This window comes from Roseomonas gilardii subsp. gilardii (assembly GCF_023078375.1).
Classification (GTDB): Bacteria; Pseudomonadota; Alphaproteobacteria; order Acetobacterales; family Acetobacteraceae; genus Roseomonas; species Roseomonas gilardii.
This window is the reverse complement of record NZ_CP095554.1, coordinates 4,067,483-4,080,619: the sequence shown is the minus strand read 5'-3', so window position 1 is coordinate 4,080,619 and position 13,137 is coordinate 4,067,483. Positions and strand designations below refer to the sequence as shown.

General features: G+C 70.2%; 13 protein-coding genes and 1 pseudogene. 6 read left to right on the top strand and 8 right to left on the bottom strand.

Annotated features, from left to right (window positions below; translation table 11 throughout):
- Positions 1–23 precede the first annotated feature (23 nt).
- The 7 genes and pseudogenes from MVG78_RS18960 to MVG78_RS18930 all read right to left on the bottom strand — a co-directional run bounded on the left by MVG78_RS18960 (position 24) and on the right by MVG78_RS18930 (position 7,744).
- Complete coding sequence (locus MVG78_RS18960; protein ID WP_247555506.1) at positions 24–698, bottom strand: endonuclease/exonuclease/phosphatase family protein; 675 nt, start codon at positions 696–698, stop codon at positions 24–26.
- 59 nt (positions 699–757) lie between these two features.
- On the bottom strand, positions 758–1,825 hold the full coding sequence (locus MVG78_RS18955; protein WP_247555486.1) for a VTT domain-containing protein: 1,068 nt from the start codon (positions 1,823–1,825) through the stop codon (positions 758–760).
- A gap of 4 nt (positions 1,826–1,829) precedes the next feature.
- A complete protein-coding gene (locus MVG78_RS18950; RefSeq protein WP_247555483.1) occupies positions 1,830–2,912 on the bottom strand; it encodes a phospholipase D-like domain-containing protein in 1,083 nt (360 codons plus the stop codon).
- 165 nt (positions 2,913–3,077) lie between these two features.
- Positions 3,078–3,464: a hypothetical protein gene (locus MVG78_RS18945; protein ID WP_247555480.1), complete on the bottom strand. Its 387-nt coding sequence runs from the start codon at positions 3,462–3,464 to the stop codon at positions 3,078–3,080.
- A 250-nt stretch (positions 3,465–3,714) separates the two neighbouring features.
- Positions 3,715–5,352, bottom strand: a complete 1,638-nt coding sequence (locus tag MVG78_RS18940; protein ID WP_247560531.1) for an NAD(P)/FAD-dependent oxidoreductase — start codon at positions 5,350–5,352, stop codon at positions 3,715–3,717.
- Positions 5,353–5,845: 493 nt separating this feature from the next.
- Positions 5,846–7,047 (bottom strand): annotated as a pseudogene (gene hemA, locus MVG78_RS18935) (5-aminolevulinate synthase).
- A gap of 40 nt (positions 7,048–7,087) precedes the next feature.
- A complete protein-coding gene (locus MVG78_RS18930; RefSeq protein WP_247555477.1) occupies positions 7,088–7,744 on the bottom strand; it encodes a tyrosine-protein phosphatase in 657 nt (218 codons plus the stop codon).
- A gap of 143 nt (positions 7,745–7,887) precedes the next feature.
- On the opposite strand from MVG78_RS18930, the gene MVG78_RS18925 reads away from it, so the two are divergent.
- From MVG78_RS18925 to MVG78_RS18915, 3 genes are all read left to right on the top strand, one after another.
- Positions 7,888–8,079 carry a hypothetical protein gene (locus tag MVG78_RS18925; protein WP_247555474.1) on the top strand — a complete coding sequence of 64 codons (192 nt, stop codon included), beginning with the start codon at positions 7,888–7,890 and terminating at the stop codon, positions 8,077–8,079.
- 2 nt (positions 8,080–8,081) lie between these two features.
- Positions 8,082–8,285 (top strand): hypothetical protein, encoded by a 204-nt coding sequence (locus MVG78_RS18920; RefSeq protein ID WP_247555472.1) that lies wholly within the window; start codon positions 8,082–8,084, stop codon positions 8,283–8,285.
- Between the two features lie 127 nt (positions 8,286–8,412).
- Positions 8,413–8,967: an NADPH-dependent FMN reductase gene (locus MVG78_RS18915; RefSeq protein WP_247555469.1), complete on the top strand. Its 555-nt coding sequence runs from the start codon at positions 8,413–8,415 to the stop codon at positions 8,965–8,967.
- Between the two features lie 22 nt (positions 8,968–8,989).
- Here the strand turns inward: MVG78_RS18915 and hemF are convergent, their stop codons facing one another.
- On the bottom strand, positions 8,990–9,928 hold the full coding sequence (gene hemF / locus MVG78_RS18910) for an oxygen-dependent coproporphyrinogen oxidase (protein ID WP_428480826.1): 939 nt from the start codon (positions 9,926–9,928) through the stop codon (positions 8,990–8,992).
- A 332-nt stretch (positions 9,929–10,260) separates the two neighbouring features.
- Between hemF and petA the strand changes: the two genes are divergently transcribed.
- Genes petA through MVG78_RS18895 form a run of 3 tightly spaced genes read left to right on the top strand, consistent with a single transcriptional unit; the run spans position 10,261 to position 13,021 of the window.
- Entirely contained in the window at positions 10,261–10,887 is a 627-nt protein-coding gene (gene petA / locus MVG78_RS18905) for a ubiquinol-cytochrome c reductase iron-sulfur subunit (RefSeq protein ID WP_247555463.1), read from the top strand.
- A gap of 59 nt (positions 10,888–10,946) precedes the next feature.
- Positions 10,947–12,224, top strand: coding sequence for a cytochrome b (locus tag MVG78_RS18900; protein ID WP_282615027.1), 1,278 nt, complete (start codon positions 10,947–10,949; stop codon positions 12,222–12,224).
- Complete coding sequence (locus MVG78_RS18895) at positions 12,224–13,021, top strand: cytochrome c1 (protein WP_247555460.1); 798 nt, start codon at positions 12,224–12,226, stop codon at positions 13,019–13,021. Before MVG78_RS18900 ends, MVG78_RS18895 begins: the two co-directional genes overlap by 1 nt.
- The last annotated feature ends 116 nt before the right edge of the window (positions 13,022–13,137 follow it).

The following is a 13,137-nucleotide window of genomic DNA, read 5'->3' as shown; positions in this document are numbered from 1 at the left end:
CCCACCACCCTGGCGGGAAGGGGCTATCCGCCCGGCCACTCGATCTCCGCCAGGACGGGCAGGTGGTCGGAGGCTTCCCGGGCGGCGGGGTCGGTCCAGCTCCGGCGCAGGAGATGGCGCGGGCGGCCGTAGATCCGGTCCAGCGAAAGCAGCGGCCGCCGCACCGGGAAGGTCCGTTCCCGCGTGCGGACCGGAAGGATGCCGAGAAAGGCGCGGTCCACGGCACCGCGCCAGCTCCATTCGTTGAAATCGCCCATGGCCAGGGCGGGGCCTTCCACCTGCCGCGCCAGCCCGGCCAGGATGCGCGCCTGATGCCGCCTTTCGCGCCCCTGGAGGCCGAAATGCGCCGAGAAGACGTGAAGCGGCCCGCCGGCCAGGTCCAGCACCGCCGAGATCACAGCGCGCGGCTCGCGCCCCGGCAGGGAGGCGTCATGCACCGCCGCGTCGCGCAGGGGCAGGCGGCTGATCAGCATGTGGCCGTAGCAGCCCCCGGCCTCGCGCATCGTGGCGGCTTCGACCGCCTGCCCGCCGAGCGCCTCCCGCAGCAGGTGGAAGGGTTCCTCGCCATCGTGCCGGTTGCGGCCTTCCACCTCCTGCAAGGCGATCAGGTCGGGCGCGTGGCGCCGCACCAGGGCGATGACGCGGTGGAGGTCGTAGCGCCCGGCGGGGCAGATGCCGGCATGGATGTTCCAGCTCATGACACGCAGGCCACCCGGGCGGGCGGGCGATGGCGCTGGGGCCTTGCGGTGCGGCAAGCTCAGCCCTCGTGCCGCAGGTGCCGGACGAGGCGCTGGAGGGCCCAGGTAACGCCGGCCCAGACGACCATCAGCCCCAGCAGCAGCGCCAAGTTCTCCACCGTCGGATGCTCCAGGATGCGGGTCATCCGGTCGCCCAGCGCCGACATCAGCACCACGCCCGGCAGCAGGCCCAGGAAGGTGCCGGCCATGTAGTCGAAGAAGCGGATCTTCATCGCTCCGGCGACCAGGTTCACCAGCGTGAAGGGCGCCACCGGCAGCAGGCGGATGGCGGTGACCGCCATGATGCCGTTGCGCGCCACGCCCTGGCGGACGCGGTTGATGCGCGGCCCCAGGAAACGCCGCAGCAGGTCCGGCCCCATGCGCCGGCCCATGGCGTACATGGCCGCGGCGCTGAGCATGGCGCCGCCGGTGGCATAGCCCAGCCCCGGCCAGGTGCCGAAGGCGGCGGCGGTGGCGATGATCAGCACGTTGACCGGAAAGGCCAGCAGGCCCAGCAGCAGGAAGAGGCCGATGGCGGCGAAGGGGCCCCAGCCGCCGCCCTCGTCCAGCATGGCGCGGATGGCGGAGGGCGAGACGAGATCCGCCAGCGGCGTGTAGCGCCAGAGCAGGCCGATGGCCGCGACCGGCACCAGGACGAGCAGCGCCTTCAGCAACAGCGGCCAGGGCCTGCCGCCGGGATTGCCGGCGGCGAAATCCGCGAAGAATTCCTCCGCCCCGATCGGGCGGTGCGGGTCGGCGGCCGCTTCCAGCGTGGGCACGCGCTCATGCCGCTTCAACTCGCCATCCTCGATGGGGCGCAGGGAATGGTCCCCGCCATTCAGGGCATCCACCGCCGCGAACAGCGACCCATGCCCGTCGAGGGCCGCCGTGACCCTTTCCGCCGGCACGCCCAGATGCTCGCCAAGCAGGCGGCCCAGGACGCGCCGCATCGCCATGCGACCGGCCTCGTCCCCGGTCTCCAGGATCAGGTCGCATTCCGTGTCCGTGCCCATGGAGCGGTTGCAGAGGTTGGAGGAGCCGGCGCGCAGCAGCCGGTCGTCGATGATCATGACCTTCGCATGCACCATGACCTCATGCTCGGTCCGCTCCGCGCACATGCGGGAAAACCAGCCGGACGCGCCCGCCCATGCCGGCGCGGCGGATGGCGCGCATGAAGCGGATGCGCCCGGCCAGCATGGTGCGGTGTTCCAGCCAGGTGTGATGCGTCTTCGGGCAGACCAGCAGGATCTGGAGCTCCGGTCGCTCCTTCAGGCGCCGGATGAAGGCGCGGGCGATGGTGCCGCAGGTGAGGAACTGGTTCTCGGCGTAGATCCAGCGCTCCGCGGTGGCGATGGTGTCGAGGTAGAGCTGCCGGATCTCGCAGATGGCGGGCTGGCGGCGCCCGGCGCGATCCTCCGTGGCGGGCTCGGTGCGGGCGATGCCCACGGCGATGTCGCGGAAATCCGGCGCCACCCCGTCCGGCCAGAGATCGTGCCACGCCGGCGGGGTGGGCGGCAGCGCCTCGCAGGCGCCACGCTCCCAGCGGCGGCGCACCAGCTCCGCCAGGGCGGCGGCGGCGGGGCCGTCCACCAGCATCTGCGCGTCGTGGAAGGGCGGGTAGGGCGTGCCGCCGGGATCGACGCGCCGCGGGTCGTCCGGGTCGTGCTCCGCCGTGTCCCAGCGCCGGATGGTCAGGTCCAGCCCGCCGGCGAAGGCGATGGCGCCGTCCACCACCACGATCTTCTGGTGGTGCGAGGCGCCGAAGGGGACGGTGTCGTCCAGGCAGAGCTCGACATTGGGCGGCGTGTTCCAGCGCAGCGCCAGCACCGGCAGCAACTCGCGCTCCATGGCGTAGAGGACGGAATAGTCCCACAGCAGGAGGCGGACCGAGAGGCCGGGGTTGCGCGTGGCCAGGGCGCTCAGGAAGGGGCCGAGCGTTTCCGGCAGACCGTCCTCCGCCCGGCCGGAAGGGCCGACCAGAGGCGTGCGGCTGTCGATGTCCCAGCCCACGATGTGGATGCTGTGCCGGGCCTTGCGCAGCGCCTCCCGCAGCGCGCCGTAGTAGGGGGCGGCATCCGTCAGCAGGGTGGCCCGGTCCGCGCGCGCGCCAGCGTCCAGAGATTGTGGCCGGGCTGCAGGAGCGCTGTCCGCTCCGACAGCATCGCCGGCCGCCATCGTCTGATCGCCCTGATGTTACCCACCCGCAAGCCACCTGCCATATCCGAATCGCAGGCCCTAACGTGGGCGGGGCCTGTCCGTTTTGCATCGCGGCCGCTCCGCGCCGCGGGGCCGCGCGTATTGTCCCTGGCCTGTGCCAGTTATGGTTGGGGTGGCCGGGGATCAATCCGCCCGGTACTGGGAGGGGTCGGCGATGCCCATCTCATGGCCTTTGCGATCGAAGGCTTCCTCATAGACCACCGCCAGCCGGGTCTTCACCTCGCCATCGGCATAGTGCTGGCCGCTCGGCTCGCTGGCGCGCGGCGCCTCGGTGCCGAGGGAGACCAGGTAGAGGCCCTGGGCCCGCAGCCCCTCGGCATGCAGGGTCTCCACGTTCAGCCGTGTTTCCGTCTCGCTCAGCTTTTCCCGCAGCGCCGCCAGCTCCTCCCGCAGGGCGGCGATCTCGCGCGCCTGGGCCGCCGTGCGGGCCTTCTCGGCGGCCAGCTCCTCCCTCCGGCTGCTGGCCTGCATGCGGAGCTGGACCACCTCATCCGCCAGCCGCAGGCTCATGCTCTCCAGCGCATCGATCGTCGCCGCCGGGGCATGGGCAAGGGCAACGAGGGGGGCGGGGTGGGCATGCGGTCCTCCTGGCTTTCCGGGATTTTCTCCGGGTCCGGCCGGTTAGGTGGGCCAGGCGGCAGGATTATGGCCGGATCCCGATGGAGGATCGAGAAAGGTCCGATTTTCCCGGCCCTGGCCGCCGGTTCCGGGATTCCGTGCCAGGGGAGGGCCAGGGGAGGGCCAGGGGAGGGCCAGGGTTTCAGGCGGCGGCCCGCCTTTCCGCCTCGCCCACCAGGCTGCGCCCCACCGCCTCGGCGATGCGGATTCCGTCCACCCCGGCGGAGAGGATGCCGCCGGCATAGCCCGCGCCCTCGCCGGCCGGGAACAGGCCGCGGGTGTTCAGGCTCTGCAGATCCTCGCCGCGCCGGATGCGCAGCGGCGAGGAGGTGCGCGTTTCCACCCCGGTCATCACCGCATCCTCCATGGCGAAGCCCGGGATCTGCCGCGCGAAGGCGGGCAGGGCCTCCCGGATCGCCGCCACGGCGAAATCCGGCAGGCAGAGCGCGAGATCGGTGGGCGTCACGCCGGGCCTGTAGGAGGGGATGACGCTGCCGAGCTCCGTCGAGGGGCGCCCGGCCAGGAAATCGCCCACGCGCTGCGCCGGGGCGGCATAGGTGCCGCCGCCGGCCCGGAAGGCCAGTTCCTCCCAGTGGCGCTGGAAGGCGATGCCGGCCAGCGGCCCGCCGGGATAGTCCTCGGGGTTGATGCTGACCACGATGCCGGAATTGGCGTTCCGCTCGGCCCGCGAATACTGGCTCATGCCATTGGTCACGACGCGGCCGGGCTCCGAGGTCGCGGCCACCACCGTCCCGCCGGGGCACATGCAGAAGGAATAGACCGCCCGGCCGTTGGAGGCATGGTGGACCAGCTTGTAATCCGCCGCCCCCAGCGTCTTGTGCCCGGCGAAGGGGCCGAAGCGGGCCCGGTCGATCAGCGACTGCGGATGCTCGATCCGCACGCCGAGGGAGAAGGGCTTGGGCTCCATGTAGACGCCGCGATCGTGCAGCATGGCGAAGGTGTCGCGGGCGCTGTGGCCCAGGGCCAGCACCACATGGTCGGCACGCAGGCGCGTGCCGTCCTGAAGCACCACGCCGCGGACCTGGCGCGTGCCGTCGGCGGCGGTCTCGATCTCCAGATCCTCCACCCGCGCGCCGAAGCGGTATTCGCCGCCCAGGGATTCCACGGTCTCGCGGATGCTCTCCACCATGGTGACGAGGCGGAAGGTGCCGATATGCGGCTTGGAGACGAAGAGGATCTCCTCCGGCGCCCCCGCCTTCACGAATTCCTCCAGCACCTTCCTGCCGAGATTCTGCGGGTCCTTGATGCCGGAATAGAGCTTGCCGTCGGAGAAGGTGCCCGCCCCGCCCTCGCCGAACTGCACGTTGCTTTCCGGCGTCAGCACCGACTTGCGCCAGAGCGCCCAGGTGTCCTTGGTGCGTTCCCGCACCACCTTGCCGCGCTCCAGGATGATGGGGCGGAAGCCCATCTGGGCCAGGATCAGCCCGGCCAGCAGCCCGCAGGGGCCGGCGCCGATCACCACCGGGCGGTTGGCGAAGCCCTCCGGCGCCCGCGCCACGAAGCGGTAGCGCGTGTCCGGCGCCGGGGCGACATGGTGGTCCCCGGCAAAGCGCCGCAGCACGGCGGCCGCGTTCCGCAGCTCCACATCCAGCGTATAGACCAGCAGGATCTGCGACTTCTTGCGCGCGTCATAGCCGCGCCGGGCCACGGTGAAGCCCAGCAGATCCTTCTCCGGCACGCCGAGGCGGCGCAGCAGCGCGGCGCGCAGGGCTGGCTCGGGATGGTCCAGGGGCAGGCGGAGCTCGGTCAGGCGCAGCATGTCGGCGGAAGGATGCGGGTCATCCGGCGAGAGATAGGTCGCCACGCGGCGCGCACCAAGCGGGAGAAACATCGCCCGCGCCATGCGCCCGATGCGCGGCGGGATGCTCCTTCCGGACGTGCGTTCCGCTTCGTGGCTGCCCCGGGGGAGAGGCGCCGCCTCTCCCGCCGGACCCCCTCTCCGCCGGGGACCAAGCCGGTCCCCGGACCCCGGGCTTTCGTGGGCTCCCATGGCTGCCGTTACTCTGTGGTTCGATCCCTGAGCGCAGGTGGGCCGGCGGGGCGCCCGAAAAGAAGGAAAACATCTTCTCCGCGCTGGTGGCACCGGCAGTCGCCGGAGAGCGATGCTCTCCGGCGCGATCCGGCGTCAGCAGGAACCAGCGAATGGGAGGTCCAGGAACCTCAGGTTCCTGGCGGATCAGGGGGTCCGGGGGAAAAGGCGGAGCCTTGTCCCCCGGGACGGCGCGACGCCGGACGCGGAAAGAGCCGCCTCCTCAGGCGGCCGAGGCGGCCCGGAGCTGCCGCAGCACCTTGGCCACCGCCTGCGCGGCCTGCTCGATCTCGGCATCGCCATGCAGGGGGTGGGCGTGAAGCGCAGGCGTTCCGTTCCACGTGGGACGGTCGGGTAGTTGATCGGCGTCACGTAGAGCCCGTGTTCCTCCAGCAACAGGCGGCTGACCTCGCGGCACAGGGCGGCATCGCCGACCCGCACGGGCACGATATGGCTCATCGAGGGCATGGGCTCGACCCCCGCCTCGCGGAAGGCCGACTTCAGCCGGGCCGCCCGCTCCTGATGCCGCTCCCGCAGCGCCGTCGCGCCCTTCACATGGCGCACCGAGGCCAGGGCGGCGGCGGCGATGCAGGGCGGCATGGAGGTGGTGAAGATGAAGCCCGAGGCGGAGGAGCGCAGCCAGTCGATCACCGCCGCATCGCCCGCGACATAGCCGCCATGGCAACCGAAGGCCTTGCCCAGCGTGCCCTGGACGATGTCGATGCCGTCCAGCACCCCGTCCCGCTCCGCCACGCCCGCGCCATGCGCGCCATACATGCCGACGGCATGCACCTCGTCGAGATAGGTCAGCGCGCCATGCCGGCGGGCGACGGCGACGATATCGGCCAGGGGGCCGATATCCGCGTCCATCGAATAGACGGATTCGAAGGCGACCAGCTTGTTCACGCCGGGCTCGGCGCGGGACAGCAACTCGTCCAGATGCGCCACGTCGTTGTGGCGCCAGATCGCCTTCCGGGCGTGTTTCATGCCCGCGATCATGGAGGCGTGGTTCTTCTCGTCGGAGAAGACCTGCCAGTTGCCGTCCATGCTGGCCAGGATGGTGCCCAGTGCCGCCTGGTTGGCGACATAGCCGGAGGTGAAGACCAGCGCCGCGTCCTTCTGGTGCAGCGTCGCCAGCTCCCGCTCCAGCGCCACGTGATAGGGCGTGTTGCCGGAGATGTTGCGGGTGCCGCCGGAGCCCACGCCGTGCTCCTCCACCGCCCGCCTGGCGGCCTCCGCCAGGATGTCCGAGCCGCCGAGGCCGAGATAGTCGTTGGAGGACCAGACCAGGACCTCCCGCCCATCCGGCAGGGTGTAGCGCGGGAAGCCGTGGCGCGACTTGCTGAGGTCGGCGAAGGTCCGGTACCGCCCTTCGGCTTTCATCTGGGCAAGTTCGCGGCGGCAATGATCGTGAAAGGCGTGCATGGCGTCTCCGCGACAGGCGGGAGGGGTATAAGGGAGTGGCCTACTCCCGCCGCAACAGCCCGTCCACGATACGGTCGGCCCAGGGGCGGGAGGTGAAGGACTGGCGAAGCGCGGCCTCGTCGTAATCCTCGCGCAACCAGTCGAGGAAAGGCTTGGGCGCGGCTTTCGCATAGAGCCGGAAGAAGGCGTCGAGAATCCCTGTCCTGCTGGCGGAGATATGCCCCCAGCGCAGGGAAAGCTGTGCCATCGCCTCCTCCACCGGCCGGCCCTGCAGCAGCAGCCAGAGCCCCGCCGCCAGCCCGGTGCGATCGGCGCCGGACTTGCAGTGGATCAGCACCGGCTCCTCGATCCGCCCGAAAAGCTCCGCCAGCCGCAGGATGCGGTCCTTGTGCGGGGCGCCCCGGCTCTCGAAGGGGGCGTCGTAATGCGCCAGGCCCAGGCGCCGCGCGGCCTCCCGCGACAGGGCGTCGGAGCCGCATTCCACCCGCTGGCCCCGGAGGTTGACCACGGAGCGCAGGCCGAAGCGCCGCGCCGCCCGGGCGAGCTGCCAGGGCTGGGGATGGTTGGAGCGGTACAGGCGGCCCGGCTCGACCACGCCCCAGTTCCGCCAGCCGATGCGCAGGATGGAATGGTCGTGCAGGAGGCTGTCCGCCCAGGCGGCGCGGCGCCCGGAGGGGGTGGAGGGATCTTTCGGCACGGCAGGGGTATGGCGTCGCGCCCGGGCCAGGACAAGCGGCAGCCGCCCAGGAGGGAAGACGGGGAGGGGGAGAGAGGGGCAACGCGCCCGGGTCCGGATGCGTTGGTGCGGGTGGGACCAGACAAGGGAAAAGAGAGAACGCCATGAGCAACGCCCATCTCCCGCCGGTACCGCCGGTGAACCAGAACCCCCATGGCGGCAGCAATGCCGGAAAGGGCGGCCTTTCCCCCAAGGAGGCCAAGGCCAACGCCACGCAGCGCGACCCGGCGCAGCAGGGCCGCCAGGGCAACACGCATCAGAACACGACCCACCAGGGCTATCAGCAGGACCGGTGAGCATGTCCACCAGCAAGAAGACCGAGGAGGCCGACCGTTTCGGCGGAGGCCCCGGCAGCAGCCACCAGGGCGGCAACCACGGTCATGCCACGCGCCAGGCCCAGGAGCCCCAACCGGGCGAAGCCACCAGCACGTCGCGGAGCCAGGTCTCCGGTGGCGGTGGCGAAGCGGACCGCCATCACAGTTCCGATCCACGGCGCAAATAGCGGCGATAGGGGCTGGTGATGGCGAGGTTGCGCCGCACCATTCCCGCGATCGCCGGGCGGGCCTAAGTCAGGAGGATCGGACCGGGGCGCCATGCCCCGGCCCATATCCTTTCGACCAAGAGGCCCGATGAGCGATTCCCTCACGATCCTGGCCCTGTCCGGTAGCCTCCGGAAAGGCTCCTACAACACGGCGCTGCTGCATGCGGCCGCGGAACTGGCCCCCGCCGGCAGCACCGTGAAGGTTTTCGACCTTTCCGAGATCCCGCTCTACAACGACGATGTCCGGACCCAGGGCTATCCCGCCCCGGCCGAGGCCCTGCGGCAGGCCGTCGCGGAGGCGGATGCGCTGCTCATCTCCACGCCGGAGTACAACCGCTCCTTCTCCGGGGTGATCAAGAACGCCCTGGACTGGGTGTCGCGGCCGCCCGCGCCGCCGGCCACCGGCAAGGCGGCCTCGGTGATCGGGGCCGGGCCCGGCGTGCTCGGCACCGCCCTGGCCAACTACCAGCTCCGGCAGGTGCTCTCGATCATGGGCTGCCACGTGGTGCCCGGTGGCGAGGTGCTGGTCGGCGGCGCCGGCAGCAAGTTCGACGCGGAAGGGCGGCTGACCGACGAGGGCACCCGGAAGTTCCTGAGCGAGCACCTGGCGAAACTGGCCGATCTGGCGCGCCGCCTGAAGTAAGGCGGTCCCCGCCCCGGCTCCCTCAGGGCCAGCGGACCTCGGGCGGCATGGACATCAGGATCGCCTCGGTGTTGCCGCCCGTCTTCAGGCCGAACAGTGTGCCGCGGTCGTGGATCAGGTTGAACTCCACATAACGGCCGCGCCGGATGAGCTGGTTCTCCCGTTCCTCCGGGGTCCAGGGCTCGTGCATCCGCCGGCGCAGGATGGCCGGATAGGCGGCGAGGAAAGCCTCACCCACGTCGCGGGTGAAGGCGAAGTGCTCCTCCAGCCTGTCCTCCGCGTCGTCCCGCCCCAGCCAGTCGTAGAAGATGCCGCCCAGCCCGCGCGGCTCGTTGCGGTGGGGCAGGAAGAAATACTCGTCGCACCAGGCCTTGAAGCGTGGGTAGTAGGCCGGGTCGTGCCGGTCGCAGGCGGCCCTGAAGGCGGCATGGAAGCCCGCCGCATCCTCCTGTGCCTCGGGCGCCTCGGGCACCATGGGGGTCAGGTCGCCGCCGCCGCCGAACCAGTTCCGCGTCGTGGTGATGAAGCGCGTGTTCATATGCGCCGCCGGCACCCGGGGGGAGCGCATATGGGCCACCAGCGACACGCCGGTGGCCAGGAAGCGCGGGTCCTCCTCGGCGCCGGGAATCGAGCGGCGGAATTCCGGCGAGAACTCGCCCCAGACGGTGGAAACGTTCACCCCCACCTTCTCGAAGACCCGTCCCCGCATCACCGACATCACGCCCCCGCCCCCGCCCGGGCGCTGCCAGGCCCGGCGCTCGAAGCGGCCGGGTGGCATTCCGGCATGGGGGCCGGAGGACAACTCGTCCTCGATCGCCTCGAAGCTGGCGCAGAGCCGGTCGCGCAGCGATTCGAACCAGGCGCGGGCCGGGGCGGCGAGGGGGTGGCGCGCCAGGGCGGTGTCCAGCGCGGCATCCGGGGCACCGGCCGGGGTTTGCGCTGCGGCGCCATCACCAGCCATGCCGGCATGGGGGCTGTCAGGCGGGATCTGTGTCATTTCGGCACCCCGATTGTGTCGGGCGCACCAGGCGGCGTTGCCACCCGTCGCGCCACAGACTTATATGGTCGCAACAAGGGGGTGGAAACGGTGGCCGGAATGGCGACCTTTCGCGTCCCCCCAAGGTCTGACGCCGGACCCGGTCCCCTGGACCGGCATGGCAGGAGGACGAACGGCTGTCTGGTTTCCATGCCTTCCGGGGTAGGCGTGTCCCAGAATGGGCATGCCGCTGAATCGGGTGTCACGGGACATGATGGCCGGGGCACAAGATTTGGCGACGTGGGACGACAAGACGCATGGCCGATCAGATGGCGACCGCGGGTGTATCGGGGTCGATTCCCGGGCTGACGGGATCGGGCAAGACCCAGAGCGAACGTCCGGGCCTGCCACCGCAAGGCGGCCATTCCGGGGGGCGGCGCGACTTCCTCAAGCTGGTGACGGGCTCCTTCGCCCTGGTCGGCGCGGGCGCGATCGCCTGGCCCTTCATCAACTCCATGAACCCGGCGGCGGATACGCTGGCCCTGTCCACCACGGATGTGGATCTGGGGCCGGTGGCGGTGGGCCAGGCCATCACGGTCGTCTGGCGCGGCAAGCCGATCTTCATCCGCCACCGTACCCCGGAGGAGGTGAAGGCCGCGGTGGACACGCCGATGTCGGCGCTGAAGGACCCGGCGACGGACCAGAGCCGCACCAAGCCGGGCAAGGAGCCCTGGCTGGTGGTGATCGGCATCTGCACGCATCTCGGCTGCGTGCCGCTGGGGCAGAAGCCGACGGATGAGCGGGGGGCTTATGGCGGCTGGTTCTGCCCCTGCCATGGCAGCGTCTATGACACCGCCGGCCGGATCCGCCAGGGCCCGGCGCCGGCGAATCTGGTGGTGCCGCCCTATGCCTTCACCAGCGACACCCGGATTCGCATTGGCTGAGGGGCTGTACGCCGGGACGAACCCGGCGACACCGCCTGTCCAGGATTGAGGAGGATCCCATGGCCGCCCCTGGCCTGATCGAGAGCGACGTCAAGAATCCGGTGCTGCGCTGGATCGACCAGCGCATGCCCATCTTCACGATGATGGAGAAGGAGTACGGCTCCTTCCCCACGCCACGGAATTTCAACTACCTCTGGAACTTCGGCGCCATGGCCATGGTGACGCTGGTGATCATGATCGCCACCGGCATCTTCCTGGCCATGAACTACACGCCCAACGCCAACATGGCCTTCGACAGCGTCGAGCGCATCATGCGCGACGTGAACTACGGCTGGCTGCTGCGCTATGCCCATGCCAACGGCGCCTCGATGTTCTTCATCGTGGTCTATGTCCACATCTACCGTGGCCTCTACTACGGTTCCTACAAGACGCCGCGCGAACTGCTCTGGATCCTGGGCGTGGTGCTGTTCCTGCTGATGATGGCCACGGCCTTCATGGGCTACGTGCTGCCCTGGGGGCAGATGTCCTTCTGGGGCGCCACCGTCATCACCAACCTCTTCTCCGCCTTCCCGCTGGTGGGCGAGCATATCGTGACCTGGCTCTGGGGCGGCTTCTCCGTGGACAACCCCACGCTGAACCGCTTCTTCGCCCTGCACTACCTGCTGCCCTTCGTGATCGTGGGCGTGGTCTTCCTGCACATCGCCGCCCTGCACATCTCGGGCTCCAACAACCCGCTGGGCATCCAGCCCAAGGGGCCGCAGGACACGATCCCCTTCCACCCCTACTACACTGCCAAGGACAGCGTCGGGCTGGTCGTCTACTTCATCGTCTTCGCCGTCCTGGTCTTCTTCGCGCCGAACTACCTGGGCCATCCGGACAACTACATCCCGGCCAACCCGCTGGTGACGCCGGCGCATATCGTCCCGGAATGGTACTTCCTGCCCTTCTACGCCATCCTGCGCGCGGTCCCGAGCAAGCTCGGCGGCGTGCTGATGATGTTCAGCGCCATCGCGGTGCTCTTCATCCTGCCCTGGCTGGATGCCTCGCCGGTCCGCTCCATGCGCTTCCGGCCCCTGGCACGGCCCTTCTTCTTCGTCTGGGTGGTGAGCTTCTTCGTGCTGCTCTGGGTCGGTGGCAAGCCGCCGGAGGAGCCCTACGTGACCATCGGCCGCGTCGCGGCGGCCTATTACTTCCTCTACTTCCTGGTGATCCTGCCGCTGCTGTCGCGGCTGGAGAAACCCCTGCCGCTGCCCGAAAGCATCAGCCAGCCGGTGCTGCGGCATGGCGGCGGTCCGTTGCCGGCCGGGGCCGCGGGCCAGCCGATGGAGAAGGTGTGATGATCCGTCGCTTCAAGCCCATGGCCGCGCGCGCCGCCCGGCGCATCACCTTGGCCTCCCTCCTCGCCCTGGCTCCGGCATTGGCCTCGCCGGCCGGGGCGGCCGAGGGCGCGATCGAGATCCCGAAGGCCGGCTTCTCCTTCAGCAGCCCGATCGGGACCTTCGACCGGGCCTCCCTGCAGCGGGGAGCGCAGATCTACATGCAGGTCTGCGCCAACTGCCACTCGCTGCACCAGCTCTACTACCGGAACCTCGGGCAGATCGGGCTGCCGGAAGCCATGGTGCAGGGGGCGGCGGCCTCGGTGGAGGTGCCCGGCGCGCCGGACGACAACGGCCAGGTGAATCCCCGGCCCGGCCGGCCGAGCGACCGCTTCCGCGCGCCCTTCCCGAACGAGAACGCCGCGCGCGCCGCCAACAACGGTGCCCTGCCGCCGGATCTCTCGGTGATCGTCAAGGCGCGGGAAGGCGGGGCGGACTACATCCATGCCCTGCTGGTCGGCTATGCCGACCCGCCCGAGGGCGTGAACCTGCCGAACGGGATGCACTACAACAAGTACTTCCCTGGCCACATGATCGCCATGCCCAAGCCACTGAACGAAGGGCAGGTCGAGTTCGCGGACGGCACCAAGGCGACCGAGGACCAGATGTCCCGCGATGTCGCCACCTTCCTGGCCTGGGCCGCCGAGCCCAACCTGGAAACCCGCCGCGCCATGGGCATCAAGATCCTGATCTTCCTGGTCGTCCTGGGCGGCCTCACTTATGCGGTGAAGCGCAAGGTCTGGGCCGACCTGCACTGAGGGAGATACCCGCCATGCCAGGAAACGGGCATGGTGGGGCCCCCCGTTCCGGGAATCCTGTTCCGGGGATCCCACGCGGCCGCCTTGCGCGGCCGTTGCCCGTTTTCGAGAGGACG

Coding starts and splice junctions, on each gene's coding strand:
- MVG78_RS18950 (WP_247555483.1), bottom strand. CDS start 2,912: ATGGCGGCCGGCGATGCTGTCGGAGCGGACAGCGCTCCTGCAGCCCGG.
- MVG78_RS18895 (WP_247555460.1), top strand. CDS start 12,224: ATGATCCGTCGCTTCAAGCCCATGGCCGCGCGCGCCGCCCGGCGCATC.
- MVG78_RS18915 (WP_247555469.1), top strand. CDS start 8,413: ATGAGCGATTCCCTCACGATCCTGGCCCTGTCCGGTAGCCTCCGGAAA.
- MVG78_RS18945 (WP_247555480.1), bottom strand. CDS start 3,464: ATGAGCCTGCGGCTGGCGGATGAGGTGGTCCAGCTCCGCATGCAGGCC.
- MVG78_RS18940 (WP_247560531.1), bottom strand. CDS start 5,352: ATGCTGCGCCTGACCGAGCTCCGCCTGCCCCTGGACCATCCCGAGCCA.
- MVG78_RS18925 (WP_247555474.1), top strand. CDS start 7,888: ATGAGCAACGCCCATCTCCCGCCGGTACCGCCGGTGAACCAGAACCCC.
- petA (WP_247555463.1), top strand. CDS start 10,261: ATGGCCGATCAGATGGCGACCGCGGGTGTATCGGGGTCGATTCCCGGG.
- MVG78_RS18955 (WP_247555486.1), bottom strand. CDS start 1,825: ATGGTGCATGCGAAGGTCATGATCATCGACGACCGGCTGCTGCGCGCC.
- MVG78_RS18960 (WP_247555506.1), bottom strand. CDS start 698: ATGAGCTGGAACATCCATGCCGGCATCTGCCCCGCCGGGCGCTACGAC.
- MVG78_RS18900 (WP_282615027.1), top strand. CDS start 10,947: ATGGCCGCCCCTGGCCTGATCGAGAGCGACGTCAAGAATCCGGTGCTG.
- hemF (WP_428480826.1), bottom strand. CDS start 9,928: ATGGCTGGTGATGGCGCCGCAGCGCAAACCCCGGCCGGTGCCCCGGAT.
- MVG78_RS18920 (WP_247555472.1), top strand. CDS start 8,082: ATGTCCACCAGCAAGAAGACCGAGGAGGCCGACCGTTTCGGCGGAGGC.